Source organism: Saccharopolyspora shandongensis (assembly GCF_900106995.1).
Classification (GTDB): domain Bacteria; phylum Actinomycetota; class Actinomycetes; order Mycobacteriales; family Pseudonocardiaceae; genus Saccharopolyspora; species Saccharopolyspora shandongensis.
The window spans coordinates 21448-45479 of sequence record NZ_FNOK01000070.1; the positions used below are offsets into that span (position 1 = coordinate 21448).

Here is a 24032-nt window from a genome sequence, read left to right on the forward strand (position 1 = left end):
GCTCCAATTAGTTAACGGTACCGGTTCGTTAATTAATTGGAGCGGCCATGGAGACGACAACCGCACTGGTGGTGGGCGCCGGGCCGGCTGGCCTGGCGCTGGCCTGCGGGCTTCGACAGCACGGCGTCGCGGTGCGCGTGATCGACCGAGCGGCCGGACCGGCGAGCACCTCGCGGGCGAACATCCTGCACGCCCGCGGAGTCGAGGTGCTGAACCGGCTGGGAGCTCTCGGCGACCTGCCGGACCGCGCGCTGCACGCCGTCCGGATGACCTTCCACGTCGAGGAGAAGCCGCTGGCCACGGTCAGCTTCGGCCAGATCGAGGGCAACCAGCTCTCGGCCCTGCTGTTGTCGCAGGCCGAGGTGGAGGCCGTCCTGCGGGAGCGGCTCGCCGAGCTCGGCGGCACCGTCGAATGGGGCCGTGAGCTGACCGGCCTCGACCAGCGGCCCGACGGCGTCACCGCTGAGTTGCGGGATGGCAGCTTGAGCGCCGAGTACGTGGCGGGGTGCGACGGCGCGCACAGCGCGGTCCGAAAGCTCAGCGGCATCGGCTTTCCCGGCGTCCCGCTGGTCGACCAGTGGCTGCTGGCCGACGTCCGCGCCGACTGGCCCCTGGACCGCACCGGTTCATCCGGGTGGTTCCACCGGGACGGCTTGTTCTTCGCGATGCCGATGCGCAACGGAGCGGACGACGCGTGGCGGCTGATGGCCGACGTCCGCGCGGGCGACGCCGACGACGTCCTCGACCGGCTGCGGGAATTGCTGCCCGAGCGCACCGGCCGGACCGACGCGAAGATCCGCGACGTGGCTTGGACGTCGACCTTCCGCATCCACCGCCGCCTCGCCGACCGCTACCGCGACGGGCGCGTGCTGCTCGTCGGCGACGCCGCGCACATCCACAGCCCGTTCGGCGGCCAGGGCATGAACACCGGCATCGGCGACGCCGAGAACCTGGCCTGGAAGCTCGCGCTGGTCGTGCAGCGCCGCGCCGACCCGGCGCTGCTGGACACCTACCAGGCCGAACGGCGGCCGCTGGCCGAGGACGTGCTGCGCAGCACCACGGCGAACACCAAGATCATGCTGGCCGATGGCGCGGTCGCCCGGTTCGCCCGCGACCGGCTCGTCACCCCGTTGGCGAACCTCGGCGTGGTGCAACGGCGGGCGACCTGGCTGGCCTCGCAGCTCTGGGTCAGCTACCGCAAAGGCCCGCTCGGCTCGCGGCGAGGCCCCCGGCCGCGGCCCGGTGACCGGGTGCCCGACCTGGCGTGCCGGGGCGACCGCGGGCCGACCCGGTTGCACGCCGAGCTCGGCGGGAAGTGGGTGCTGCTCGCTCCGCCGGGGACGAGTTTGGAAGTCCTTGCGCCGCTGGGAGAACATGTCGTACGCCTCGCACCGGACCGGCCGCAGCGGGACGTCTGGCTGATCCGGCCCGACGCGCATCTCGCGTGGCGCGGGACGGAATTGCACTCCCTGGCGCGATGGCTCGGCAACGCGCTCGGCAACGGAAGGACGACATGACCAACCGTCGCGGACGACCGCGCAATCCCGCCGCGGACAAAGCGATCCTGCAGGCCGCGCTGGACCTGTTCATCGAGGGCGGCGTCGAAGGCACCAGCATCGAGCAGATCGCCAAGCGGGCCGGGGTCGGCAAGCTCACCGTGTACCGGCGCTGGGACTCCAAGGAAGCGGTGATCGCCGCCGCGATCGAGTCCGCCCGCGACGAGATTCCCGAGACGATGCCGGCGGACTTCGCCGACCTACCCGTCGCCGCGCTGGTCGAGAAGGCCCTGCCCGGGCTCGCCGAGGCGATCGCCGACCCCCGGCTGCGCGCGATGATCGCCCGCGTCTTCGGTTCCAGCGTCAGCAACCCGGCGCTGATGGCGACCTACTGGGAGAACTACGTCGTGCCGCGGCGGCGCATCACCCGCGCGTTGCTGGAACGCGCGCAGGCCGACGGGGTGCTCGACGCCGCCGCGGACCCGGACGTGCTGATCGACATGATGGTCGGCGCCGTGCTGTTCCGCCTCATCCAGCCGGAACCGCTGGATGCCGCCGGAGCCCGCGAGTACCTGGAGTCGGTCTACCGCCGGGCCGGACTGCTCGACACTCCGATCGAAACTCCGGTTCGAGAACGGCGATGAGACGCAGTTTCAATTGAAACCGTGCACGACGATCTCCGGTTGACCACAGTTTCAATTGAGCGTTTTTCATCTTGGTTGGTGGCCGCAGCCGCGACGGCTTACGGGCCGTGTCCCGGAAGCAGTCGCATGCGCCGCAGGCGCATAGCCCACCTACGCAGCTCGCACCGCCGCGGGTTCTCAGCGTTCGCCTGGCGAGGACGGCCCAAGCCGCCGTGTATTGGACATACATCAGGTTGGGCACCCACAGTCCAGGCGGGCGCTGAGGTTCCGCTACCCGCACCGCCACGCAAATCGAGGTTGGAAAAACCTCATTGAAACTGTGGTCACCCGTCCACAGCCGAGTCATGACCTGCCTGGGCCATCAGTCGGACCGCGAGCTCGCGCACGGCAGAGCGCAGTTCGTCCGGGCGGCGGATGACGAACGGCCAGCCCAGCCCGGCGAGCATCTGCGCCATGCCGTCCAGGTGCTCCACGCGCATCGACAGCAGCACACCATCGGAGGTTTCCGCGAAAGTGCCCACGGAGGGCGGAATCCGGGTCCGGGCCCGTTCCGGCGTGGTCTTCAGCAGCACCTCGACCTCGTGCGCGTACGGGACGCCGGCCAGCGACGTCGTGACCTGCCGCACCGGGTCGGCGTCGGGCGGCATCTCGAAGGTTTCGGCGCGCAGCTCGGTCGACCGGATCCGGTCGACCCGGAAGGTGCGGACCTCGCCGCGGCCGTGGTCGTACCCGGTCACGTACCAGCGCCCGGAATGGAAGACCAGCCCGTGCGGGTCGAGCTCGCGCTCGCTGGCCGAGCCCTTCCAGGACACGTAGTTCAGCCGCACCCGGCGACGATGCCGCGCCGCCTCCGCCAGGGTCAGCACCGCCGCGGTCGCCGGAGCCGCGCCGTCCCGCGTGCCCATCGTGAAGCCGAGCGTCTCCTGCAGCGCCTGGACGCGGTCGCGCAGCGCGGGCGGGAGGACCCGCTGCACCTTGGCCAGCGCGGCCTCCGCGGCCGGCCCGGGGAGGCCGAGGCGTCGCCCGGTCAGCAGGCCGAGCACGACGGCGGTGGCCTCGTCGTCGGTGAGCATCAGCGGCGGCAGCTTGTACCCGGGCATCAGCCGGTATCCGCCGTACCGGCCGCGCTCGGCGACCACGGGAATGCCCAGCTCCACGAGCCGCTCGGCATACCGGCGGACGGTGCGCTGGTCCACGCCGAGGCGCTCGGCCAGCGCCGCTCCGCCGACCCGCTGGTTCGCCTGCAGCAGCTCCAGCATCGCCAGCAATCGGCTCGTCGGATGTGACACGCGTCTCCCGGGGGATCAATCAGGGCGAGTTCTGACCGGTATCGAGCCTAATGTCCAACGCATCGAATCCCACGGGGAAAGGAACGTCGAAATGGCGACGATCGTGCTGGTTCCCGGCTTCTGGCTCGGAGCGTGGGCTTGGGAGGACGTGACGCGGGAGCTGCGGGAGCTGGGCCACGACGTCCACCCGGTGACGCTGCCCGGGCTCGCCGACCGCGCCGCCGAAGCCGGCCCCGAAGTCGGCGTCGAGAGCCACATCGCGGACCTGGTCGGGCGCATCGAGGGCAACGACCTCCGGGACGTCGTGCTGGTCGGGCACAGCGGCGGCAACGTGCCCGTCACCGGCGCCGCCGACCGCGTTCCGGACCGGGTCGCGCGCGTCGTCTACGTCGACGCCGGGCCGATGCCGAGCGGCATGTCCGTGCTCGATTCCAACCCGCCAGAGGTCCAGGCGGAGTGGCGCAAGGCGGTCGAGGCCGACGGCGACGGCTGGCGCCTCCCGCTGCCCGAGTTCGGCGCGGAGGACCTCGCCGGGCTGTCCGACGAGCAACTGGCCCGCATGCGCGCCATGAGCACGCCGCAGCCGTTCGCCACCGTGACGCAGGCCCTGCAGCGGCCGGACGCCGTCCCGGACGTGCCGATCTCGGTGATCGCGTCCACGTTCACCCCGGAAGAGGTCAAGGCCCTGGTCGACGCCGGGATCCCGATGTTCGCACTGCTGGCCGGGGCCGACCTGCACCACCTGCCGACCGGGCACTGGCCGATGTTCTCGCGCCCCGCCGACCTCGCGGCGATGCTGTCGGACATCGCCGGCTGACGCCCCGCGATTTCCATTGAGGTTTTTTCATCCTCGTTCCGCGTGGCGGTGCGGGTAGCGGAACCTCAGCGCCCGCCTGGACTGCGGGTGCCCAACCTGACGTATGTCCAAGTCGTCCACAACCTCCGGCGTGTCGTGCCCCGACTCGCCGGAGGTTGGTCAGCGCTTGCGGCGCCAGGCCCAGCCGGCGACGGCTCCGAGACCCACCAGGCCCATCGTGGCGCGGACGCCCGCCCGCTCCCGCACCTGGACGACCGGGCGGATGATCGCCGGGCCCGGCGGCTGCGGCGGCGCCACCTCCATGTTCTCCCGGGCCGACGCCGTCCACGCCGTCACGAACAGGATGAACCGCGAGGCCAGGTTCGCGAACACCAGCAGACCGAGGACCGGGCCGAACGCCACGCCCGCCGGCGAGCTGGTGACGCTGTTCAGGTAGACCACGCCGACCTGCTTGAGGACCTCGAACCCGACGGCGGCGAACAGCGCACCCCACACCGCGCTGCGCAGCGTGACCGGCTTTCGCGGCAGCCGCGAAAGCACCCACAGGAACACCAGCCAGCTCGCCAGCAGCGACAGCACTATCGACAGCGCCCGCAGCGCGAACACCGCGGCCGGGCTGTCCTCGATCCCGACCAGCTCGAAAAACCACCGCCCGACCCCGCCACCGAGGGCGCTGATGCCCAGCGAGACGGCCATCGCCGCGCCGAGCCCGATCAGCGATCCCAGATCGGCGGCCATCCGCCGGATCATCGACTGGTTGCTGCCCTCCTGCGTCCACTGCGCGGTCAGCGCCTCGCGCAGGTTCGTCATCCAGCCCAGCCCCGAGTACAGCGCGGCGAGCAGGCCGATCACACCGACCGTCCCGGCCTGGCTGATCGCCTGCTCGACGACGCGGTTGAGCATGTCGCTCATCGCCGAGCTGGGCACCGCCGCGGTGATCGACGTCTGCAGCCGGCCGAGCAGCTCCGGGTTCCCGCCCAGCACGAAACCGGCCGAGGCGAAGGCGATCATCAGCAGCGGCACCAGCGCGAGCACGCTGAAGTAGGTGATCGCGGCGGCGTAGTAGTCGCCGTACTGGCGCTGGTATCGCTCGAACGCGCGGATGAGGCGGTCCAGCCGCTCGTAGCGGCGGCGCAGCAGCGCTAGTCGTCCCGGTTTCGCTTCCTGCTCCTGACCGGCCACGGTGCGCCTCCCGCCGCAACGGCATCCCCCGAACGGTGGCAGGCTACCCGTGGATGATCAGTTCAGCCCATCGGCGGAAGGAAACCCACCCGATCGAAGACCGTCCGCAGCGTCTCCGCGGACACCGCCCGCGCCCGCTCCGCGCCCCGGTGCAGGACCTTGTCCAGCTCGGTCGGGTCGTCGAGGTACTCGCGGACCCTCTCCTGGAACGGGGTGACGAACTCGACCACGACCTCGCCGAGCTCCTTCTTCAGGTCGCCGTAGCCCTTGCCCTCGTAGGCGGTCTCCAGGTCGGCGATGCCGCGGCCGGTGAGCGCCGAGTAGATCACCAGCAGGTTGCTGATGCCCGGCTTGTTCTCTACGTCGTAGCGGATCTCCCGCTCCAGGTCGGTGACCGCGGAGCGGATCTTCTTCGCCGAGCGCTTCGGCGACTCCAGCAGTTCGACGACCCCGGCGGGCACCGACTTGCTCATCTTCGAGGTCGGGTCCTGCAGGTCGTAGATCTTGGCGGTGCCCTTGGGGATGTGCGCGGCCGGCACCGTGAAGGTCTTGCCGTAGCGGGAGTTGAACCGCTGCGCCAGGTTGCGGGTGAGCTCCAGGTGCTGGCGCTGGTCCTCGCCGACCGGGACCGCGTCGGCCTGGTAGAGCAGGATGTCCGCGGCCTGCAGCACCGGGTAGGTGAACAGCCCGACGCTGACGTGGTCGGCTTCCTGGCGGGCGGACTTGTCCTTGAACTGCGTCATCCGGCCGGCCTCGCCGAATCCGGTCAGGCATTCCAGGACCCAGCTGAGCTGGGCGTGCTCGGGGACGTGGCTCTGCACGAACAGCGTCGACCGCTCGGGGTCGATGCCGAGGGCGAGCAGTTGCGCGGCGGACAGCCGGGTGCGCTGGCGCAGCAGCTCCGGGTCCTGCGCGACGGTGATGGCGTGCAGGTCGACGACGCAGTAGAAGGCGTCGTGCTCGTCCTGCATGGTGACCCATTCCCGCAGGGCACCCAGGTAGTTGCCGAGGTGGAACGAGTCGGCGGTGGGCTGGATGCCGGACAGCACGCGCGGCCGCGCCGCGGGCTGGTCGCTGGTCTGGGTTGCGGGGCTGTCGCTGCTCACGTGCTGATTCTCGCAAGCCCCGCGAAAGTTGGTGGGAGCGACCTCTCCGGTTCTCCGGCGGGTCAGGTCTTGCGCTGGTTCTCCGGTTGGATCTTCTTCTTCCGGAACATGCCCGCGACCATGCCGACCACTCCGAGCCCGATCGCGGTGAGGCCGACCGGGGCGCTCAGCGAATCCAGGGCGCCGGCCGCTTGGGCGGTCGGCTCGGCGGCGGCTGCGGCGGCGGTCGCCAGGAGCGCGGCGGCGGCCGCGGCACCAAGCACGGAGACTCGCGTTGCCACGCGAGATATTCGGCTACGCACGGGCGTGCCCTCCCTGCGACAGTTGACCCGATCAGGTCAGCACTCGTCTGAGTTCGGTGGCGGACCGTACCGACCACTCACTACCGGCGTGGTCGCTTTGCGTAAACCGGCCACGACGCAATGATCATATTTTCCGGCCCGGGGCCGCTGTCGTCGGGTCCACGGATCCTGGAATCGCGCAGGCCAGCGGCCGGAATCACCCCGAGGGGCGATCCCGGCCGAGAATTCACCTGTGTTCCACAACACACCAGATCGAGCTATGCCGGGCTGATGCCCAGCTGAACCCGGCCGCTTCGCTCGTAAGTGGTACTGCGCTGCCGCGCCGAGCGGCCCGCCCGCGCGGCCAGTTCGTGCAGCTCCTCGACGCTGCGCTCCGAGCCGTGCTCGGAACCCGCCATCCGGCTGATGGTCTCCTCCATCAGCGTTCCGCCGACGTCGTTGGCGCCGCCGTTGAGCACCTCCGACGTGCCTTCGTCGCCGAGCTTCACCCACGAGCACTGGACGTTGTCGATCCGGCCGTGCAGCAGGATGCGCGCCATCGCGTGCACCGCGCGGTTGTCCCGGCGGGTCGGGCCCGGGCGCGCCAGCCCGGCGAGGTAGATCGGCGCGTTGCGGTGCACGAACGGCAGCGGTACGAACTCGGTGAACCCGGCGTTGCCGTGCTCGGCCGCGGCGTCCTGCACGCCGGCCAGGGTGCGGAGGTGCCCGAGCCAGTGCTCCGGGGTGTCCACGTGGCCGTACATCATCGTCGACGAGGACGGGATGCCCAGCCGGTGCGCGGTGCTGACGACCTCGATCCACTCGGCGGCGGGCAGCTTGCCCTTGGTCAGCACCCAGCGCACCTCGTCGTCGAGGATCTCTGCCGCGGTGCCGGGAATGCTGCCCAGCCCGGCCTCCTTCAGCTCGGCGAGCCAGTCGGCGATGCTCGCCCCGGCCTTCGCCGCGGCGCTGACGATCTCCATCGGGCTGAACGCGTGGACGTGCATCTCGGGAACCCGCTGCTTGATCGCGCGCACCAGGTCGGCGTAGCCGGACACCGGCAGCCGAGGATCGATGCCGCCCTGCATGCAGATCTCGGTCGCGCCGGCCCGCCACGCCTCGTCGGCCCGGTCGGCGACTTCCTCCGGCGAGAGCCGGTAGGCGTCGGCGTCGCGCTCGCGCTGCGCGAAGGCGCAGAAGCGGCAGCCGACGTAGCAGATGTTCGAGAAGTTGATGTTGCGGTTCACGACGTAGGTGATGTCGTCGCCCACGACGTCCCGGCGCAGCCCGTCGGCGATCCCGGCGAGCGTGTCCATCGCGGCTCCGTCGCAGGTCATCAAGGCCATCGCGGCGGCGGTGCGGCTCTCGTCGAGCAGCGCGGCGGGATCGGTCTCGGCCAGCCGCAGGCCCTCCCGCACGTCGGCGTCCAGCCGCTCCGGCGCCGCGTCGGCGGGCAGTTGCCTGCGCAGCTCGTCCCAGTCGCCGTAGACCGTGTCGAAGTCGCCGCGGCGATCGTCGGTGCGACCGGTCGTGTCGATGCTGCGGTGCAGGTCGGTGCGGCCGATGGACTCGAACCCGCCGTCCGGCTCCTGCCACTCCCGGCCGACCGGCGCGGCGTCCGCGGCGGCGAAACCGTCCGAATCGGACAGCGCCGCGACGTGGCCGGCCACCCGCAGGTCCAGCCACTGGGTGCTGTCCCCGGCCAGCCCGGCGCGCACGTAGCGCGGGTAGGCGGTGAGGCGTTCGCGCATCTCGAAGCCGCCCTCGCGGGTCTTCGCGGCGAGCTCGTCGATCTCCGGCCACGGCCGTTCCGGGTTGACGTGGTCCGGTGTCACCGGCGAAACCCCGCCCCAGTCGTCGATCCCGGCGCGCAGCATCAGCAGCTGCTCGTCGCCGATGAGGTTCGGCGGCGCCTGCACGCTCACGCCGGAGGGCATCAGCAGCCGCGCGACCGCGATGGTGGCGGCCAGGTCCTGCAGGTCGGCGTCGGGCATGCCGCGCATCGCGGTGTCCGGCTTGGCCCGGAAGTTCTGCACGATGATTTCCTGGATGTGCCCGTACTGGCGGGCGACGCCGCGCAACGCGAGCAGCGACTCGGCCCGCTCGGCGCGGGTTTCACCGATTCCGATGAGGATTCCGCTGGTGAACGGCACCGCGACGCGGCCGGCGTCGGCCAGCACCCGCAGCCGGACGGCGGGTTCCTTGTCCGGGCTGCCGAAGTGCGGGCCGCCCTTCTCCCGCCACAGCCGCTCGGACGTGGTCTCCAGCATCATGCCCATGCTCGCCGCGACCGGTTTGAGCCTGGTCAGCTCCGACCAGCTGAGCACGCCGGGGTTCAGGTGCGGCAGCAGGCCGGTCTCCTCCAGCACCGCGATGGCGCAGGCCCGCACGTAGTCCACTGTGGATGAGTAACCGCGCGCCTCCAGCCACTCCCGGGCGGCGGGCCAGCGCTCCTCCGGCCGGTCGCCCAGGGTGAACAGGGCCTCCTTGCACCCCGCCGCCGCACCCTGGCGGGCGATCTCCAGCACCTCGTCGCGTTCCAGGTAGGCGGACTCCACGCGGTGCGGAACGGTGGCGAACGTGCAGTAATGGCAACGATCCCGGCAAAGCCGGGTCAACGGGATGAACACGTTGCGGCTGTAGGTGACCACGGCTTCGTGGCCCTCGGCCACCAGGTGCGCGTCCCGCGCGCGACCGGCCGCCGTCAGCAGTCTTTCGAGGTCATCGCCGCGGGCGTGCAGCAGGACCGCGGCTTCGGCGGCGTCCAGCGAAACGCCGTCCGTGGCGCGGCGGAGCGCACGGCGCATCGCCGAGGCGCTCGGAGTGGGTTCCGGCGGGGCAAGTTCCAGGTCTGCAACCGACACCAGCCGACTCTAAGTCTCCGAGCACGCACCGCCCAACCTCGTAGACGTGCCACGCACCTCACTACCGGCTATTGAATTACTCCGTTCTGCCCTACCGATACTCACCGAATCAGGCGCAAAATCCGACGAATACCACTGGGTGGATCACACTCTGTCTCCATAGGAGGGACACGTGTCACGCACTAGAAGGAGCGGCCGGGCGATGCGTATCGCCGGCTCAGCGCTCGCTCTGGCGTTGCTGGTACCCGCGGGCATCGTCGGCGCTGCCGAATCCGCGCCCGCGGCCACCGCCGCGCCGGTGCACTTCGTCGTGCTCGGCCCGACCGGCGACGGCCTGCAGCAGACCGAGGAATCGGTTCGCGCGGTCGGCGGAACCGTCGTGCAGAGCTGGCCCCAGATCGGCGTGATCGTCGCGACCTCGACGGATCCCGGTTTCGCCGCCGCAGTTCGCACCCAGCCGGCCGTGGAGCAGGCCGGTGCCAGCCGCAACCTCGCCGAGCAGCTGCCGCCCGCGCAGTCGCAGCGGCTGGAGGCGCTGGAGGGCAAGGTCGGCGCCGTCCCCTTCGCCGCCGTTCCCGGCGAAGAACCGCTGGAGCCCGAGCAGTGGGACATGCGGCAGATCAAGGCCGAGCAGGCAAGCGCGGTCTCCCAGGGCAGCAAGGACATCACGGTCGGCGTGCTGGACTACGGCATCGACCCGACGCACCCGGACCTGAAGCCGAACCTGGACGTCACCAAGTCGGTGAGCTGCGTGAACGAGGGCGTCCCGGACACCCGGCAGGAGGCCTGGCAGCCGCAGGACCCGACGCAGGACCACGGCACCCACACCGCGGGCACCATCGCCGCCGCGCGCAACGGCGTCGGCATCGCCGGTGTCGCACCGAACGTCTCGCTCGCCTCGGTGCGGGTCATCGACGACGGCGGCTTCATCTACCCCGAATACGCGGTCTGCGGCTTCATCTGGGCCGCCGAGCACGGCTTCGACGTCACCAACAACTCGTACTTCGTCGACCCCTGGTACCTGTGGTGCGACAGCGACCCGGACCAGAAGGCCGCGGCCGAGGCGGTGCGCCGCGCCGTCGCGTACGCGCAGAGCAAGGACGTCGTGAACGTGGTCTCGGCGGGCAACAGCAACTGGGACCTGTCCAAGCCGATCCGCGACACCAACAGCCCGAACAACGGCGGGCCGACCCAGGACCGCAAGACCGGGCACGAGTGCCACGTCCTGCCCGGTGAGCTGCCGGGCGTGGTCTCGGTGTCCGCGGTGGGCTCGGACGCGGTGAAGTCGTACTACTCCAACTACGGGCTGGGTTCGATCACGGTCACCGCGCCGGGCGGCGACAAGAACCAGATCCCGCAGACGCCGTCGCAGAACGGCCGTGTGCTGTCCACTGTGCCCGGCGGCGGCTGGGGCTGGATGCAGGGCACCTCGATGGCCGGGCCGCACGCGGCCGGCGTCGTCGCGCTGCTGCGCAGCACCCACCAGGAGTGGAACGCCCAGCAGGTGGTCGGCGCGCTGACCAACCAGGCGGACGCCCTGGAGTGCCCGACCAGCTACGACCCGGACGGCGACGGCAAGCCGGACGCGGTGTGCTCGGGTGGCAAGGGCGGCGCCGGTTTCTACGGCGCGGGCCTCATCGACGCCCTGGACGCCGTCCAGAAGTAAGCCGCAACGAGTGACACCCGAAGGGCGCCTTCCACCGATCCGGTCGGGGGCGTCCTTCGCGTTGTCGCATTTCGCACGATCTGGGGTTGCCTGGGCGAGTTGGCCGCAGGACGCTGGCGGTCCGGAGGGTTGTCGCTCGGGAATGAGGCGCTGTCGTGGCTGATTCGGAGACCTTCGTGATCGTCGGTGCCGGCATGGCCGGCGCCAAGGGTGCGCAGGCGCTGCGCGATCTGGGGTTCGACGGGCGCATCGCCCTGCTCGGCGACGAACCGCACCGCCCGTACGAGCGCCCGCCGCTGTCCAAGGCGTACTTGATGGGCAACGCCGGGTTCGAGAGCGCGTACGTGCACGACGAGTCCTGGTACGCCGACAACCGGGTGGATCTGCAGCTGGAGGTGTCGGTGCGGCGCATCGACCGGGCGCTGCGGCAGCTGGAGCTCATTGACGGCGGGCGCCTCGACTTCGACAAGCTGCTGATCGCGACCGGGGCCAACCCCCGTTCGCTGCCGGTGCCCGGCATCGACGCCGAGGGCGTCCTGCACCTGCGGCGGGTCGAGGACTCCGACCTGATCAAGCGGACCCTGGCGGGCATCGAGCGGCTCGTGGTGGTCGGCGCGGGCTGGATCGGCCTCGAAGTCACCGCCGCCGCGCGCGAAGCGGGCGTGGCCGTGACCGTTGTCGAGACAACAGAGCTGCCGCTGCTGCGGGTGCTCGGCCCGGAGGTGGCCGAGGTCTTCGCGGCGTTGCACCGGGACCACGGCGTGGATTTCCGGTTCGGCACCGCGGTCAGCGAGATCCTGGTCGACGGCGATCGCGCGGCCGGGGTCCGGCTGACGGACGGCACCGAGGTCCCGGCCGGGGCGGTGCTGGTCGCGGTCGGCGTGGAGCCGGCGGTCGCGCTCGCCCGGGATGCGGGCCTGCGGGTCGACAACGGCATCCTGGTCGACGCCTCGCTGCGCACCGGCGACCCGAACATCGTCGCGGCGGGCGACGTGGCGAACGCGTTCAACCCGTTGCTGGGCAAGCAGATCCGCGTGGAGCACTGGGCGAACGCGCTCAACCAGCCGGCCACCGCGGCGGCGTCGATGCTGGGGCGCGACGGCAAGTACGCGGAGCTGCCGTACTTCTTCACCGACCAGTACGACCTGGGCATGGAGTACCTCGGCCACGTCGCCCCGGACGGCTACGACCAGGTGGTGTTCCGCGGCGACGTGGCGGCCCGCGAGTTCATCGCGTTCTGGCTGACCGACGGCCGGGTCCTGGCGGGCATGAACGTCAACATCTGGGACGTCCAGGACCAGATCAAGACCCTGATCACCTCGGGAACCACGATCGACCCGAACGCGCTCGCCGACCCGGACACGCCGCTCGACGAGCTCATCGCCCGCTGATCCGCGCGCCGCCGGATCACGACTCCGCGAGGGAGCGGTTCACGAACGCGGCGATCAGCTCGTCCACGTCGAACCGCGCCAGGACCTCGGGCACCGTCAGGTGCTCCAGGATCACGCCGGTCATCGCGTAGTAGAGCAGCACCGTCGTCGTGTCGTCGCCGGGAATGCCGGATTCGCGGCGGCCCTCGATGTTCGCGTTCAGGTTCGTGCGCAGCGTTTCGGTCAGCGCCCCCTGGAGCTCGGGACGCCGGATCGCCTCCAGGCGGAGTTCCAGCAGCGCGAGCCAGCCGGTGCGGTCGTCCGAGATGTGGTGGAACAGCGCGCGCATCACGTCGGTGAGCAGTTCCGGAGACGGCGGGCGCTCGAGGTCGTACTGCCCCGGATCGAGGGTCATCCGCTGGTGGATGTGCGCGCCGACCTGGTTGAGCAGGTCCGCGCGGTTGGCGAAGTAGTTCGACGCCGTCCCCTTCGGCACGCCGGCCTCCACGTCGACGGCGCGGAAGGTCAGGCCGCGCGCACCGTCCCGCGCCAGCACCTCGATCGCCGCGTCGACCAGCGCCGTTCGCCGCTCGGTGTTCTGCACCATCCGCTCCTCCTGAGCAACCCGCTTGCAATCACTACAGACATAGTACTAAATTTGAAGCACTACATTCGGAGTGGTTCTAGTTGGAGGCACCGTGCGAAAGCTGACCTACCTGATCGCCGCGACCATCGACGGCTTCATCACCGGCCCCACCGGCAAGCCGGACTTCTTCCTGCACGAAGGCGACCACGGCGATTTCATCCGGGCCGAGTACCCGGAGATCATGCCGACCCACATCCGCCCGCTGATCGGCCTCGCCGACGCGCCGAACAAGCACTTCGACACCGTCCTGCAGGGCCGCGCAACCTGGGAGGTCGGCATGCAGGACGGGATGACGAACGCCTACCAGCACATGCGCCGCAACGTCGTGTTCTCCCGCAGCGTCGCGGAAAGCCCGGATCCCACGGTGGAATTCGTCGCCACCGACCCGATCGAGCGGGTGCGGGAGCTGAAGCGGGAAGAGGGCATGGGGATCTGGCTCTGCGGCGGCGGGAAGCTGGCGGAGGCCCTTCGCCCGGAGATCGACGAACTGATGATCAAGCTCCACCCGATCGTCGCCGGCGCCGGGACCCCGCTGTTCAGCAGGGAATTCTCCCCCGAGCTGTTCGACCTGGCCGACACCGAGGTGTTCGACAGCGGAGTGATCCACCTGACCTACACCAAGCGCTGACCGGGACGGCCGATCCAGGTGGCCGCCCTCCCGATCACGAGCAGCCGGCCGTCGTGAGTGGAACTGGTCGCCCCAACGACGCCCCGACGACGATTTCCACTCACGACACCACAAACGGAGACGGTGACGATCAGCACAAGCGCATGGACCTCTAGTTTTATGGAGGTTTCAAGCTCTTGTCCATGACCGCTAACGCCACGCAGCCTCCCGTCATCGAGGACACCACCACCGACCACGAACGGGACGTCGCTGCGATCGAGCAGATGATCGCCGACGTCGAAACCGCCTTCAACACCAACGATCCCGACCTGCTGACCGCCCACTTCGCCCAGAACGCATCGGTCGTCAACGCGGCCGGAATCCTGATGTCCGGCCGGGACGCCCTGCTCGAAGCCAACCGCAAGGGCCTGGCCGGATTCCTGCGCGACGAGCACGCCCGCTACGAGGTCGGCGACATCGTCTTCCTCCGCCCCGACATCGCCATCGCGCACAAGAACGCGTGGGCCACCAAGGCCGACGGCGAGCTCATCGACGTCGCTCCCGCGATGATCGCCCTCTACGTCCTGGTCAAGGAACAGGGCCGCTGGTGGATCGTGGCCCGCCAGAACACCCTCACCCCGTCCTGACCTGTGCAAGAGTCGGCCCGAGCGGAAACTCCGCTCGGGCCGACAGCCGACTATTCAGAGCGTCTCCCGGTGGGCCACCGACGCGATGGGGCGTCGCCTTCGCATTGCCCACCAGGCGAAGCGAACGGGCACTGCGCCGATGCCGGTGGCGGTAGCCTGATCAACTGTTCGTGCCGAGCGCGAAGGGCGGGAGACGGTCATGACTTCGAGGCTGGCCGGTGACGTGGTCGGTGGACGCTACCGGCTGGCCGCCGAACTGGGGTCCGGTGGTTTCGGGCGGGTCTGGCGGGCCCGCGACGAGACCCTCGACGTCGACGTTGCGATCAAGGAACTGCAGCTGCCGCCGGGGATGCCGGAAGTCGAACGGGCCGAGCGGCTAGCGCGCGCCACTCGCGAGGCCCGCAACGCCGCCCGGTTGCGCAAGCACGACGGCATCGTCGCGATCCACGACGTCGTCATCGAGGACGGCCTTCCGTGGATCGTCATGGAACTGGTCGACGGCTGCTCGCTGAGCGAGCACATCGAGCAGCACGGACCGCTTCCGGCGGACAGGGCAGCCGAAGTGGCCACGGCGCTGCTGATGGCGATGGGCGCAGCACACCGGGAAGGTGTTGTGCACCGCGACATCAAACCGGCCAACGTCATGCTCGCCGAGGACGGGAAGGTCCTGCTCACCGACTTCGGGACCGCGATCCGCCACACCGACACCGCGCTGACCGCAACCGGGATGTTCATCGGCTCGGCGGAGTACACGGCGCCCGAGCGGTTGCGCGGCACCGATGGACTTCCCGCCAGCGATCTGTTCTCCCTCGGCGTGACCCTCTACCAGGCCGTCGAAGGCATATCGCCGTTCCGGCGCGAAACCCAGGAAGCGACGCTGGCCGCAGTACTGCTGGAGGAGGCCCCGGCACCGCGGCGAACCGGACCGCTCACGCAGCTCATCACCCGGCTGCTGGACAAGGACCCGGACCGCAGGCCGACGGTCGCCGAGGCGCTGACCATGGCAGGTGAGCAGCCCGCCACCAAGGTCCACGTGCAGCGCGGCACCAAGATCCTCCCGACGCGGCCGAAGAAGTGGCAGCCCAAAGGCGTTGCCGCGCTGATGGCGATCATCACCGGACTCGGCATCGCCGGACTCCCCGATGCCGGCGGCACGTGGGGGTACTTCGAGAGCTACGGGGACACTGACTTGGTCAGCGGCGCCGTATTGAGCCTCGCCGTTGCCGATGTCGTCATCGTCGGCTTGCTGTGCGCCGGTTTCGCTCGATTCCTGCCGAAGGGCATCGGCAAGACCGTCACCGTCGTCGTCATCGTCGGCGGGCTCGTCTTCGGTTGCGGTGCCGCAGCTTTCGCTTTCAACGGCGTCGGAGAGACCTTCCGGAACACGGCGGAGTTCTCAGGACAGGAGTCCGCGACGGCGTCGCTGGTCCTGATCACCAGCATCGTCCTCGTGGCGGCCGGTTTGACCTGGGAGTCCTGGAAAAAGTAATGCCTGGACCCACGCGAAACGATCAGAAGCCGAACACAACCGTGCCCGACGCGAGGCCCGACCAGCCCCGAATGCCTGGCTGATCGGACCGGCAGCATCGACGGCTACGGCACGAGGCCGACACCGACCTTGCCAGCGCGCGGACTCTGCTTCACGGCCTGGCTCCGGGGCCTCCGGGCTGTTCCGGCCGGTGACTGCTCGCGGCTTTGAAGTACTGGTTCGAGGGCTTGAGGAACACCAGGGCGAGGAACACCGGCATCGCGACCAGCACCATCAACAACTCGACGCTGGCGATGAGCGCGCCCGGCTGGCTGATGAGAGCCCCCAGCTGGAAATCGACCATGATGAGCATCTGGCTGATGCCGAAAAGGCCGTAGAGCAGCCAGATCCCGGCGAGGATCGCGAGTGTGGTCCGAGCCCAGTTCCGGCCGGCGCGCATCCGGAACGCGAAGATCACCCACAGCGCGGTGAGCGCGAAGTTGCCCAACGTGTTGAACACGTTGAAGATGAGCGGGCCTTGCCATGAATCGAGATATCTGATGACCTGCAGCGCGAGGACCACGAAGCTGATGCCGGTCAGCATCGACGAGAGGATCGGCACCACGATGCCGATCAAGGTCGCGAACGTCACCGTCCCGGGCGCTTTCGGTCGGCCGAACTGCTGCTGTGGCGGAAGCTCTTGGTTTCCCGCCGGCTGGGACTGCTGCTGCGACCAAGGATTTTGAGGCACTGTCACGCGGAGAGAGTAGACATCTACAACGATCAAGAATGTGCCTGTTTGCCGTCATCTTCAGATGAGCCGTAACTCGCGTAACTGCCCAGCACGCAGCCACAGACGGACGCAACAAGACGGAGCCGGTGTTGCGGCTCAGACCTCGAACGCCACCGTGACCGGAGCGTGGTCGGACCAGCGCTGGTCATAGGACTCCGCGAGCTCGACCACCGCCGACGCCGCTCGCTTCGCCAGGGCTTCGGAAGCCACCTGGTAATCGATGCATCAGCCGGTTAAAGCCAGATCGGCCGAACGCCCTCAGCGTTCCAAGAGCCGCCGCAGAACACTAGCCAGCCCTGGGAGCCTCTCGGTGAGGACTTGCCAAACCAGGGCATCGTCGACTGTCGCGTACCCATGGATGAGGATGTTGCGGAATGCCACGATACGGCCGAGATCCGGCACCTGCGCGGCAAGCACGGAATCCGCCTTTGACAGCTGGTTCAGAGCTTCGCCGATGATCTCGAACTGGCGCTCGACAGCAGAACGCAACATGGGGTTCGCTTGATAACCGGCGAAATCCTCGCCCTTGCTGAAGTCGCTCAGTAATTCCGCTGCCTGAAGCGCATCCCAGAGGTAGGCACGAGCGTCACGCTGCATAGAGGAGTTCCCTGCTGTCCAGCACGTGCTGTTTGAAATAGGGATTGCGAATGCTTGTGGCGCTCACGAGGTCGACCGGGCGATCGAGGATCCGCTCCAGCCCCTCCTTCAGATCGAAGTAGGTGCTGAAGTAGTCGAACCCCGGACCAACATCAAAGTCGACCAGCACATCAACATCGCTGGACACAGGATCGAACGAGTCCCCCACAGCCGAGCCGAACAGGTCGAGGCGACGCACCGAGAGCAAGCGGCAGAGCTCTTCGATCTCGCTGTGTTTCGCTTCGATCAACTCGTGCACAACCTCACCTCCCGAGGTCGATTGTGCCCGATCAGACCTGGCTGGTCACGGTCGCTCTGATGGGCCTGTCTGACGCTAACGATCGAACACGGCGGTTACCGGGGCGTGGTCACTCCAGCGCTGGTCGTAGCTCTCGGCCCTCTCCACGTACGCATCCGTGCAGCGGCTTGCCAGGTCAGGCGAACTCACGAGGTAGTCGATGCGCCAGCCGGAGTCGTTGTCGAAGGCCTTGCCCCGGTAGGACCACCAGGAGTACGGACCCGGGCCTTCCGGGTGGAGGTTCCGGACCACGTCCTCGTAGCCGCTCTCGAAGATCTCCGTCAGCCAGGCCCGCTCCTCCGGGAGGAAGCCCGCTTCCTTCTGGTTCGACTTCCAGTTCTTCAGGTCGATCTGCTGGTGCGCGATGTTCCAGTCGCCGCAGACCAGCACCTCGCGGCCCGCCGCCGCGGCTCGTCCGCGCAGGTCTTCCAGGTACGCGCGGAACTCCTTCATGAAGCGTTCCTTCTCGTCCTGGCGCGGGGTGCCGACGTCGCCGCTGGGCAGGTACAGGCTCGCGACCACGAGGCCCGGCAGGTCGATCTCCGCGTAGCGGCCGCTCTCGTCGAACTCCGCCGAGCCGAAGCCGATGCGCACCGCCTCCGGCTCCGCGCGGCTGTAGATCGCCACCCCGGCGCGGCCCTTCGCCGAGCTCGGGGCGAGCACGGTGTGCCAGCCGGCCGGTTCCAAGACCTCCGGCGCGAGCTGTTCGGGTTCTGCGCGGGTCTCCTGAAGGCAGATCACGTCGGCTCGGGTGGCGGCGAGCCACTCCACGAAGCCCTTCTTCGCGGCGGCGCGCAGGCCGTTGACGTTCACGGTCGACACAGTCAGCACGCCAGCGAGGGTAACCACCGGCACCGACGGTCAACCCGCCCGGTCGCCCCGCCGCGGCCGAACGATCTTCCGGGCTCAGGCCAGCCAGAACGCTTCGCGGGTGCGACGGCGCCGGTCGCGGCGGCGGGTGGGTTTCGGCGCCGCCGGTCGCTGCCACAGCCACATGCACACCCGGGCGCCGCCGAGGCTGGAGCGGTCGACCGCGAGCCGTCCGCCGGTGGATTCGGCGACCCGGCGGGCGATGTCCAGGCCGAGCCCGGTCGATCCGGCGCTGCTGCGCCCGCGCTGCACGGCGTCGGAGGACTCCGCCACCCCGGGCCCGGCGTCCTCCACGATCACCCCGACCACGCCGTCCCTCTGCTGCACCGACACCACGAACTCGGTCCGCTCCGGGGTGTGCCGGAAGACGTTGCCCACCACGGCGTCCACCGACGCGGCGAGCTCCGCTCTCGGCACCGGGACGTGCACCTCGCCCCCCGCGCCGCGCAGGCTCCACGGCCGCTGCTGGTCCTCGGCCAGCGCCGACCAGAACCCGAGCCGCTCGCGCAGCAGCTCCGCGACGTCGCAGTCGGCCTCCTCCCTCGGCCCGGTCCGGCGGGCGCTGGTGATCACCAGGTCCACCTCGCGTTCCAGCCGGTCGATGGCGACCCTGGTCTGCTCGGCCGCCTGATCGTCGCCCAGCGCCTCCGCGTTGAGCCGCAGCGCCGTCAGCGGGGTGCGCAGGCGGTGCGAGAGGTCCGCGGCCATCTCGCGCTCGGCGGCGAGCAGCTGGCGGACCCGGTCGGCCATGGTGTTGAACGCGCGCCCGGCCTCCACCAGTTCGGGCGGGCCGCTGGGATGCACCCGGACGCTGAGGTCGCCGGCGCCCAGCGCGGACGAGGCCTCGGCGAGCCGGGTCGTCGCGCGCACGACGCGGGCCGCCAGCCGGTCCGCGACCAGCAGCGACCCGATGACCAGGACCAGCCCGACGGCACCGAGCACGAGCCAGGCCCGCAGCACCCCGCGGGTCTGGTCCGCGGCGGGCACGAACACCTCGGCCAGCGCGGTGCGGCCGCCGTCCAGCGCGATGGGCTGCACGAACGCCGTGCCGCCGGCCACTTCCACGCTGGAGGTCCGCACGTCGGACATCGCGAGGTGCACGTCACCGGCACCGACCCGGCCCGAGCCCACCACGCCGCCGTCCGGCAGGTACACCGCGACCCGCCCGGACTGCCCGGCGCGCGTGCTGGCGACGGCCCTGCCGACCAGCGCGTGATCGGTCGTGGTGGCCAGCACCGGCGCCAGCGCGACGGCCTGCCGTTCGGCGTCGGACATCGCCTGGTCGCGGGCCATCTCCTTGATCATCAGGCCGAGCGGGATGAGGAACGCCAGGGCGACCATCGAGGTCACCGCCAGCGCCACCAGGACGATCGTGCGCCTCATTCCGGTTCCACGAGCTTCACGCCGACGCCCCGCACGGTGTGCAGGAACCGCGGTTCCGCGGCGCTCTCGCCGAGCTTGCGCCGCAGCCAGGACAGGTGGACGTCGATGGTCTGGTCGTCGCCGTAGGACTGCCGCCACACCTGGGCCAGCAGTTCCCGGCGCGGCACCACCCGGCCGGGCCGGGCCGCGAGGTAAGCCAGCAGGTCGAACTCTCGCCGCGTCAGCTCCAGCTCGGTGCCGTCCAGCGTCGAGACCCGGCTGCCCAGGTCGATGCGCAGCCCGGCGACCTCCAGCAGTTGCGCCGGCTGCGGGCCGCGGGCGCGGCGCAGCACCGCTTCGATGCGGGCGTTGAGGTGCTCGCTGGAGAACGGTTTGACGATGTAGTCGTCCGCGCCCGCGCGCAGCAGGCGGACGATCTCGCCCTCGTCGTCGCGGGCGGTCGCCACGATGGTCGGCACGTTGGAGACGCCGCGGATCATCTTCAGCGTCTCGCCGCCGTCGAGGTCGGGCAGGCCGAGGTCGAGGATGATGACGTCCGGCGGGTGCTCGGCCACTTCGCGCAACGATGCCAGGGCCGTTCCGACGCTGCGGACCACCCAGTCACGCGCGGTCAGGTCGCGGATCATCGCCGCCCGCACCACCGGATCGTCCTCAACAACCAGAACCACAGCCATGGCGGCGACGATACGGAACCTGTGAGAGTTCTTCGTATTCTGGTCGGCGGGGGGCCGCACCGCGAGCGGCGGCCGGCGTTCGGCGCCGCCGAATCACGCACCCAGGGAGGCATTACGCGCCGCAGTCGGGTAAACCCGTGCGCATGAAACGAGCGGTCGCCTACGTCGGCGTGTGGTTGGCCGCGACCACCGCCGCGGTCACGCTGTCCTGGCTCGGCGTCCGCGACATCATCCGCGGCGCGGTGTTCGAGCCGCCCGACGCGATCCCGGTGGTCCAGCCGGTCACGACGGCACCGCCCCCGCCGCCGACGGAGTCAAGACCCGAGCCGACACCGACCACAGTGGACGCTCCGCCTCCGCCGCCGACGTCCACCCCGAGCCCGTCGCGGACCGCGGACTCCGGCGACGTGCGCACCTACGACGCCAAGGGCGGCAAGGTCGTGCTCTCCGTGCACGCCGACGGCGCGAAGCTGGTCTCCGCGACGCCGCGCCCCGGCTACACGGTGCAGACCTGGGACCAGGCCGTCGGCTGGCTGCGGGTGGAGTTCACCGCCGGCCAGCACGGTTCGTCCGTGATCGCGACCTGGCACGACCACCCGACCTCGGTCCAGACCATCGAGTACTGACGGGCCGAAAGCGGTTGCGGCCGGTCAGGATTTGCGGGCGACGCCGCCGATCAGCAAGCGGTGGAAGGCGTTCACCGGCGCCCCCGGCCCGTCCGGCCACCACGTCGCCACCGGCACCAGGCCCGGTTCCAGCAGTTCGAGCCCGCAGAAGTAGCGCTCGATCTCCTCGTGGGACCGGAACCAGCCGCTGCCCATCGCGCCGAGGTACGCCTCCTCCATCAGGTCGGCCAGCCGGGCCGCCTCGGCGTCCTCCGGACGGCAGAAGTGGCTGATCCCGACGTAGGAACCGGCGGGCAGCGCGTCGATGTAGCGCGCCATCAGCTCCTCCGGGCCGTCCTCGTCGGCGATGTGATGCAGCGTGCTGAACAGGAACAGCGCGATCGGCCGGGACCACTCCAGCGACCTGGCGACGGGCCGCTCGGCGAGCAGGTGCTGCGGATCCGTGATGTCCGCGGCGACGAAGTGCGTGCCGTCGTTCTCCACGAGCAAGGCGCGGCCGTGCACTATGGCGGTCGGATCGTTGTCGACGTAGACGACGGCCGCATCCGGGTTGACCCGCTGCGCCACCTCGTGGGTGTTCTCCAACGTCGGCAGGCCGGATCCGCAGTCCAGGAACTGGTCGACGCCGACGGTTCCGGCCAGGTATCGGGTGACCCGTTGCAGGAAGGCGCGGTTGTCCTTGGCCAGCGCGCCGGGTTCCGGGGCGACTTCGGCGAGCGCGTCGCGCAAACCGCGATCGGCGCTGTAGTTGTCCTTGCCGCCGAGGATCGCGTCGTAGACGCGCGAACTGCTCGGCCTTGTGGGATCGATGCCCGACGGCACGCCCCCCCGCCCTTCGCCGGTTCGTGTCATGCCACTCCCCAACCCCGAATTTCCGCCCCCGACAACCCCAGGTTAGGGGATCAAGCGCCGATAACGTACGTGCGGGTGGATACCGCCAATCCGGGGAAGCCACTCGACCTGCAGCCGGATTCCACTACTATGCCCACGCGTAACGTTCAACCACTGGATCGCGACAGTGGGTCGTACAGCCCATTTCCACAGGAGGTTCCGCGTGGCTCCGGACAGTGCCACGGGAAGCGGCCCCACCGCCCGCCGTCTCGTGCTGGGCAGTCAGCTGCGCCGGTTGCGCGAGGCGAGCGGAATCTCCCGAGAGGACGCCGGATACGCCATCCGCGGGTCCGGGTCGAAGATCAGCCGCCTGGAGCTCGGTCGCGTCGGCTTCAAGGAACGCGACGTCGTCGACCTGCTGACCCTCTACGGCGTGACGGACCAGTCCGAGCACGAGTCCTTCCTGAACCTCGTCCGCCGGTCCAACGAACCCGGCTGGTGGCACCGGTTCAACGACCTGATGCCCTCGTGGTTCCAGGACTACGTCGGACTGGAGGAGTCGGCCGCCCGCATCCAGACCTACGAGATCCAGTTCGTGCCCGGCCTGCTGCAGACCGAGAAGTACGCCCGCGCGGTCGCCACCCAGGGTCGTCCGGAGTTCCCGGAGGACGAGCTGGACCGGCGCGTCCGGCTGCGGATGCAGCGTCAGAAGCTGTTCACCCAGCCGAAGGCGCCGCGGTTGTGGGCGGTGATCGACGAGTCGGTGCTGCACCGGCCGATCGGCGGCCGCGAAGTACTGCGCGAGCAGATCCAGTTCCTGCTCGATGCGACGGCGATGCCCGCGGTGACGCTGCAGATCCTGCCGTTCGAGCTCGGCCGGTCGGGCGCGGAGGGCGCGTTCACGATCCTGCGGTTCGCCGAGCCGGAACTGCCGGACATCGTCTACCTGGAACACCTCTGCGGCGCGCTCTACCTGGACAAGCCGGACGAGGTCGAGGTCTACAGCAAGGTCAGCCACCGGCTCGCGGTCGACGCGCAGACGCCGGAGCAGACCCGCAAGACGCTGCTCAAGGCCCTGAAGCACAGCTGATCGACGTGCCACCGGGATCTCACCCCGGTGGCACTTCTGCGTGCGCCGGTGACTGCGCATAGCACTCATTCACTGACCGCGGGTCACTTAACTGGGAACAAGATTCCTCCTGTTGAGTGATCAAGGTCTCATTGAGATGCACGTGCATTCAATCGTGCATCTGCACCTGCTACCTTGAGTGCACGATCAACTGCACGTGCAGATGATCGTGCAGCGTTAAGTCGGGGAAGGGTGGGGTTCGGATGACGAACATCCAGAACGGTATGCCCGCGCAGCAGCTTCCCAACGCGGTGTGGCGTAAGAGCCGCCACAGCGGAGCGGTGGGCAACTGCGTCGAATTGGCACCGTTGGTCGACGGCGGCATCGCCGTCAGAAACTCGCGCTACCCCGAGGGTCCAGCACTGGTCTACAGCCGGGATGAGATCGCCGCATTCCTGCACGGGGCCAAGGACGGCGAGTTCGACGACCTCGTCTGACGAACCGTCCGACGCTCCGCGCGGAGCCATGGTTGAAGCCCTTGATGACGAAACTCGGTGGCGCCATGAACGAGATTACCAACGGCCTGCAAGCCCTGGTAGCCCGCGATTTCCAGTTCGCGCACCCGCGCGATGCCGACGGCGGCCTGGTCGCCGTGGTGGGAATCCGGGTCCACCGCGGGGTTTTCGACATCGTGCAGCTGTTCAGCGAGCACGAAGCCGATGCCGCGCGGATCCCCGGTGACGAGCCGGACGTGCTCTTCCCGAGCAAG

Annotated in this window: 24 protein-coding genes and 2 pseudogenes; 12 read left to right on the plus strand and 14 right to left on the minus strand. The window is 69.6% G+C overall.

Translation table 11 applies throughout. The features are described 5' to 3' along the window. Positions 1 to 47: 47 nt before the first annotated feature. Both BLW84_RS40680 and BLW84_RS40685 read left to right on the plus strand, forming a co-directional pair. Positions 48 to 1517: an FAD-dependent monooxygenase gene (locus BLW84_RS40680; RefSeq protein WP_093277128.1), complete on the plus strand. Its 1470-nt coding sequence runs from the start codon at positions 48 to 50 to the stop codon at positions 1515 to 1517. Then, positions 1514 to 2140 (plus strand): TetR/AcrR family transcriptional regulator, encoded by a 627-nt coding sequence (locus tag BLW84_RS40685; RefSeq protein ID WP_093277131.1) that lies wholly within the window; start codon positions 1514 to 1516, stop codon positions 2138 to 2140. Before BLW84_RS40680 ends, BLW84_RS40685 begins: the two co-directional genes overlap by 4 nt. A gap of 323 nt (positions 2141 to 2463) precedes the next feature. Here the strand turns inward: BLW84_RS40685 and BLW84_RS40690 are convergent, their stop codons facing one another. Further along, positions 2464 to 3429: a helix-turn-helix transcriptional regulator gene (locus BLW84_RS40690; protein ID WP_093277134.1), complete on the minus strand. Its 966-nt coding sequence runs from the start codon at positions 3427 to 3429 to the stop codon at positions 2464 to 2466. 91 nt (positions 3430 to 3520) lie between these two features. Here BLW84_RS40690 and BLW84_RS40695 point away from each other — a divergent pair, with 91 nt between their 5' ends. After that, complete coding sequence (locus tag BLW84_RS40695; protein ID WP_093277137.1) at positions 3521 to 4246, plus strand: alpha/beta fold hydrolase; 726 nt, start codon at positions 3521 to 3523, stop codon at positions 4244 to 4246. A gap of 159 nt (positions 4247 to 4405) precedes the next feature. Here the strand turns inward: BLW84_RS40695 and yhjD are convergent, their stop codons facing one another. The 4 genes from yhjD to BLW84_RS40715 form a co-directional block, all read right to left on the minus strand. Next, positions 4406 to 5428 (minus strand): inner membrane protein YhjD, encoded by a 1023-nt coding sequence (gene yhjD / locus BLW84_RS40700; RefSeq protein ID WP_093277140.1) that lies wholly within the window; start codon positions 5426 to 5428, stop codon positions 4406 to 4408. 62 nt (positions 5429 to 5490) lie between these two features. Then, a complete protein-coding gene (gene trpS, locus BLW84_RS40705) occupies positions 5491 to 6534 on the minus strand; it encodes a tryptophan--tRNA ligase (RefSeq protein WP_093277144.1) in 1044 nt (347 codons plus the stop codon). Positions 6535 to 6596: 62 nt separating this feature from the next. Next, positions 6597 to 6815, minus strand: coding sequence for a hypothetical protein (locus BLW84_RS40710; protein WP_143061283.1), 219 nt, complete (start codon positions 6813 to 6815; stop codon positions 6597 to 6599). A 278-nt stretch (positions 6816 to 7093) separates the two neighbouring features. After that, a complete protein-coding gene (locus tag BLW84_RS40715) occupies positions 7094 to 9622 on the minus strand; it encodes a bifunctional FO biosynthesis protein CofGH (protein WP_245761733.1) in 2529 nt (842 codons plus the stop codon). 259 nt (positions 9623 to 9881) lie between these two features. Here BLW84_RS40715 and BLW84_RS40720 point away from each other — a divergent pair, with 259 nt between their 5' ends. Both BLW84_RS40720 and BLW84_RS40725 read left to right on the plus strand, forming a co-directional pair. Beyond that, entirely contained in the window at positions 9882 to 11345 is a 1464-nt protein-coding gene (locus BLW84_RS40720; protein WP_093277153.1) for a S8 family peptidase, read from the plus strand. Between the two features lie 155 nt (positions 11346 to 11500). Further along, positions 11501 to 12736 carry an NAD(P)/FAD-dependent oxidoreductase gene (locus BLW84_RS40725; RefSeq protein WP_093277156.1) on the plus strand — a complete coding sequence of 412 codons (1236 nt, stop codon included), beginning with the start codon at positions 11501 to 11503 and terminating at the stop codon, positions 12734 to 12736. 16 nt (positions 12737 to 12752) lie between these two features. On the opposite strand, the gene BLW84_RS40730 is transcribed toward BLW84_RS40725, so the two are convergent. Next, entirely contained in the window at positions 12753 to 13322 is a 570-nt protein-coding gene (locus BLW84_RS40730) for a TetR/AcrR family transcriptional regulator (RefSeq protein ID WP_093277159.1), read from the minus strand. Positions 13323 to 13413: 91 nt separating this feature from the next. Between BLW84_RS40730 and BLW84_RS40735 the strand changes: the two genes are divergently transcribed. The 3 genes from BLW84_RS40735 to BLW84_RS40745 all read left to right on the plus strand — a co-directional run bounded on the left by BLW84_RS40735 (position 13414) and on the right by BLW84_RS40745 (position 16104). Next, the gene (locus tag BLW84_RS40735) at positions 13414 to 13989 is read left to right on the plus strand and encodes a dihydrofolate reductase family protein (protein WP_093277162.1); all 576 of its coding nucleotides are present in this window, start codon (positions 13414 to 13416) and stop codon (positions 13987 to 13989) included. 182 nt (positions 13990 to 14171) lie between these two features. Beyond that, positions 14172 to 14615 carry an SgcJ/EcaC family oxidoreductase gene (locus BLW84_RS40740; protein ID WP_093277165.1) on the plus strand — a complete coding sequence of 148 codons (444 nt, stop codon included), beginning with the start codon at positions 14172 to 14174 and terminating at the stop codon, positions 14613 to 14615. A gap of 199 nt (positions 14616 to 14814) precedes the next feature. Next, positions 14815 to 16104 (plus strand): serine/threonine-protein kinase, encoded by a 1290-nt coding sequence (locus BLW84_RS40745; RefSeq protein ID WP_093277168.1) that lies wholly within the window; start codon positions 14815 to 14817, stop codon positions 16102 to 16104. 151 nt (positions 16105 to 16255) lie between these two features. Here BLW84_RS40745 and BLW84_RS40750 read toward each other — a convergent pair whose 3' ends face one another. The 7 genes and pseudogenes from BLW84_RS40750 to BLW84_RS40775 all read right to left on the minus strand — a co-directional run bounded on the left by BLW84_RS40750 (position 16256) and on the right by BLW84_RS40775 (position 20737). Further along, the gene (locus tag BLW84_RS40750; RefSeq protein WP_093277171.1) at positions 16256 to 16735 is read right to left on the minus strand and encodes a hypothetical protein; all 480 of its coding nucleotides are present in this window, start codon (positions 16733 to 16735) and stop codon (positions 16256 to 16258) included. Positions 16736 to 16972: 237 nt separating this feature from the next. Beyond that, positions 16973 to 17098: pseudogene (locus tag BLW84_RS50570) on the minus strand (exodeoxyribonuclease III); the annotation flags it as partial. Between the two features lie 36 nt (positions 17099 to 17134). Beyond that, complete coding sequence (locus BLW84_RS40755; protein ID WP_093277174.1) at positions 17135 to 17473, minus strand: HepT-like ribonuclease domain-containing protein; 339 nt, start codon at positions 17471 to 17473, stop codon at positions 17135 to 17137. Continuing rightward, positions 17463 to 17771 carry a nucleotidyltransferase family protein gene (locus BLW84_RS40760; RefSeq protein ID WP_093277177.1) on the minus strand — a complete coding sequence of 103 codons (309 nt, stop codon included), beginning with the start codon at positions 17769 to 17771 and terminating at the stop codon, positions 17463 to 17465. The genes BLW84_RS40755 and BLW84_RS40760 overlap by 11 nt, the downstream gene beginning before the upstream one ends. A gap of 75 nt (positions 17772 to 17846) precedes the next feature. Further along, entirely contained in the window at positions 17847 to 18641 is a 795-nt protein-coding gene (locus BLW84_RS40765; protein ID WP_093277179.1) for an exodeoxyribonuclease III, read from the minus strand. Positions 18642 to 18716: 75 nt separating this feature from the next. Beyond that, positions 18717 to 20063 (minus strand): sensor histidine kinase, encoded by a 1347-nt coding sequence (locus BLW84_RS40770; protein WP_093277182.1) that lies wholly within the window; start codon positions 20061 to 20063, stop codon positions 18717 to 18719. After that, the gene (locus tag BLW84_RS40775) at positions 20060 to 20737 is read right to left on the minus strand and encodes a response regulator transcription factor (protein ID WP_093277185.1); all 678 of its coding nucleotides are present in this window, start codon (positions 20735 to 20737) and stop codon (positions 20060 to 20062) included. The genes BLW84_RS40770 and BLW84_RS40775 overlap by 4 nt, the downstream gene beginning before the upstream one ends. 143 nt (positions 20738 to 20880) lie before the next feature. Between BLW84_RS40775 and BLW84_RS40780 the strand changes: the two genes are divergently transcribed. Continuing rightward, entirely contained in the window at positions 20881 to 21363 is a 483-nt protein-coding gene (locus BLW84_RS40780; RefSeq protein ID WP_245761731.1) for a hypothetical protein, read from the plus strand. 24 nt (positions 21364 to 21387) lie between these two features. Here BLW84_RS40780 and BLW84_RS40785 read toward each other — a convergent pair whose 3' ends face one another. Further along, positions 21388 to 22215, minus strand: a complete 828-nt coding sequence (locus BLW84_RS40785; RefSeq protein ID WP_093277191.1) for an SAM-dependent methyltransferase — start codon at positions 22213 to 22215, stop codon at positions 21388 to 21390. A 202-nt stretch (positions 22216 to 22417) separates the two neighbouring features. Here BLW84_RS40785 and BLW84_RS40790 point away from each other — a divergent pair, with 202 nt between their 5' ends. The 3 genes and pseudogenes from BLW84_RS40790 to BLW84_RS40800 all read left to right on the plus strand — a co-directional run. Beyond that, complete coding sequence (locus tag BLW84_RS40790) at positions 22418 to 23284, plus strand: helix-turn-helix domain-containing protein (protein WP_093277194.1); 867 nt, start codon at positions 22418 to 22420, stop codon at positions 23282 to 23284. A gap of 242 nt (positions 23285 to 23526) precedes the next feature. Continuing rightward, complete coding sequence (locus BLW84_RS40795; RefSeq protein ID WP_093277197.1) at positions 23527 to 23760, plus strand: DUF397 domain-containing protein; 234 nt, start codon at positions 23527 to 23529, stop codon at positions 23758 to 23760. A gap of 65 nt (positions 23761 to 23825) precedes the next feature. Continuing rightward, positions 23826 to 24032 (plus strand): annotated as a pseudogene (locus tag BLW84_RS40800) (hypothetical protein); the annotation flags it as partial.

Coding starts and splice junctions, on each gene's coding strand:
- BLW84_RS40780 (WP_245761731.1), top strand. CDS start 20,881: ATGAAACGAGCGGTCGCCTACGTCGGCGTGTGGTTGGCCGCGACCACC.
- BLW84_RS40695 (WP_093277137.1), top strand. CDS start 3,521: ATGGCGACGATCGTGCTGGTTCCCGGCTTCTGGCTCGGAGCGTGGGCT.
- BLW84_RS40775 (WP_093277185.1), bottom strand. CDS start 20,737: ATGGCTGTGGTTCTGGTTGTTGAGGACGATCCGGTGGTGCGGGCGGCG.
- BLW84_RS40795 (WP_093277197.1), top strand. CDS start 23,527: ATGACGAACATCCAGAACGGTATGCCCGCGCAGCAGCTTCCCAACGCG.
- BLW84_RS40745 (WP_093277168.1), top strand. CDS start 14,815: ATGACTTCGAGGCTGGCCGGTGACGTGGTCGGTGGACGCTACCGGCTG.
- BLW84_RS40785 (WP_093277191.1), bottom strand. CDS start 22,215: ATGACACGAACCGGCGAAGGGCGGGGGGGCGTGCCGTCGGGCATCGAT.
- BLW84_RS40715 (WP_245761733.1), bottom strand. CDS start 9,622: ATGCGCCGTGCGCTCCGCCGCGCCACGGACGGCGTTTCGCTGGACGCC.
- BLW84_RS40740 (WP_093277165.1), top strand. CDS start 14,172: ATGACCGCTAACGCCACGCAGCCTCCCGTCATCGAGGACACCACCACC.
- BLW84_RS40755 (WP_093277174.1), bottom strand. CDS start 17,473: ATGCAGCGTGACGCTCGTGCCTACCTCTGGGATGCGCTTCAGGCAGCG.
- BLW84_RS40685 (WP_093277131.1), top strand. CDS start 1,514: ATGACCAACCGTCGCGGACGACCGCGCAATCCCGCCGCGGACAAAGCG.
- BLW84_RS40770 (WP_093277182.1), bottom strand. CDS start 20,063: ATGAGGCGCACGATCGTCCTGGTGGCGCTGGCGGTGACCTCGATGGTC.
- BLW84_RS40680 (WP_093277128.1), top strand. CDS start 48: ATGGAGACGACAACCGCACTGGTGGTGGGCGCCGGGCCGGCTGGCCTG.
- BLW84_RS40720 (WP_093277153.1), top strand. CDS start 9,882: ATGCGTATCGCCGGCTCAGCGCTCGCTCTGGCGTTGCTGGTACCCGCG.
- BLW84_RS40730 (WP_093277159.1), bottom strand. CDS start 13,322: ATGGTGCAGAACACCGAGCGGCGAACGGCGCTGGTCGACGCGGCGATC.